Raw genomic sequence first — 202 nt, forward strand, 5'->3', positions numbered from 1 at the left:
TTCATGAATTACTCAGTCACACGCAGGCCGATGCGGCCGCAATTAAGGCCGCATTCGACGATGTGAATTTTCAGGAAAAGGCAGGCGCTTTTATCCGGTATGCCGCCGAAGTTCTTGCCTTTAATCAGACCGAAATAAATATGGAGCTAAGGAGAGAATAATGGCCCTTTTCCAGCGTGCTACAAATACTCAGGCTTTCCTC

1 protein-coding gene is annotated in these 202 nt (G+C 47.5%); it reads left to right on the forward strand.

The features are described 5' to 3' along the window. A partial coding sequence (locus tag AACV31_RS21490) for a host-nuclease inhibitor Gam family protein (protein ID WP_304505156.1) occupies positions 1–161 on the forward strand: 161 nt, incomplete at its 5' end. Positions 162–202: the final 41 nt, after the last annotated feature.

This window comes from Cronobacter sp. EKM101R (assembly GCF_963888145.1).
GTDB lineage: Bacteria > Pseudomonadota > Gammaproteobacteria > Enterobacterales > Enterobacteriaceae > Cronobacter > Cronobacter turicensis.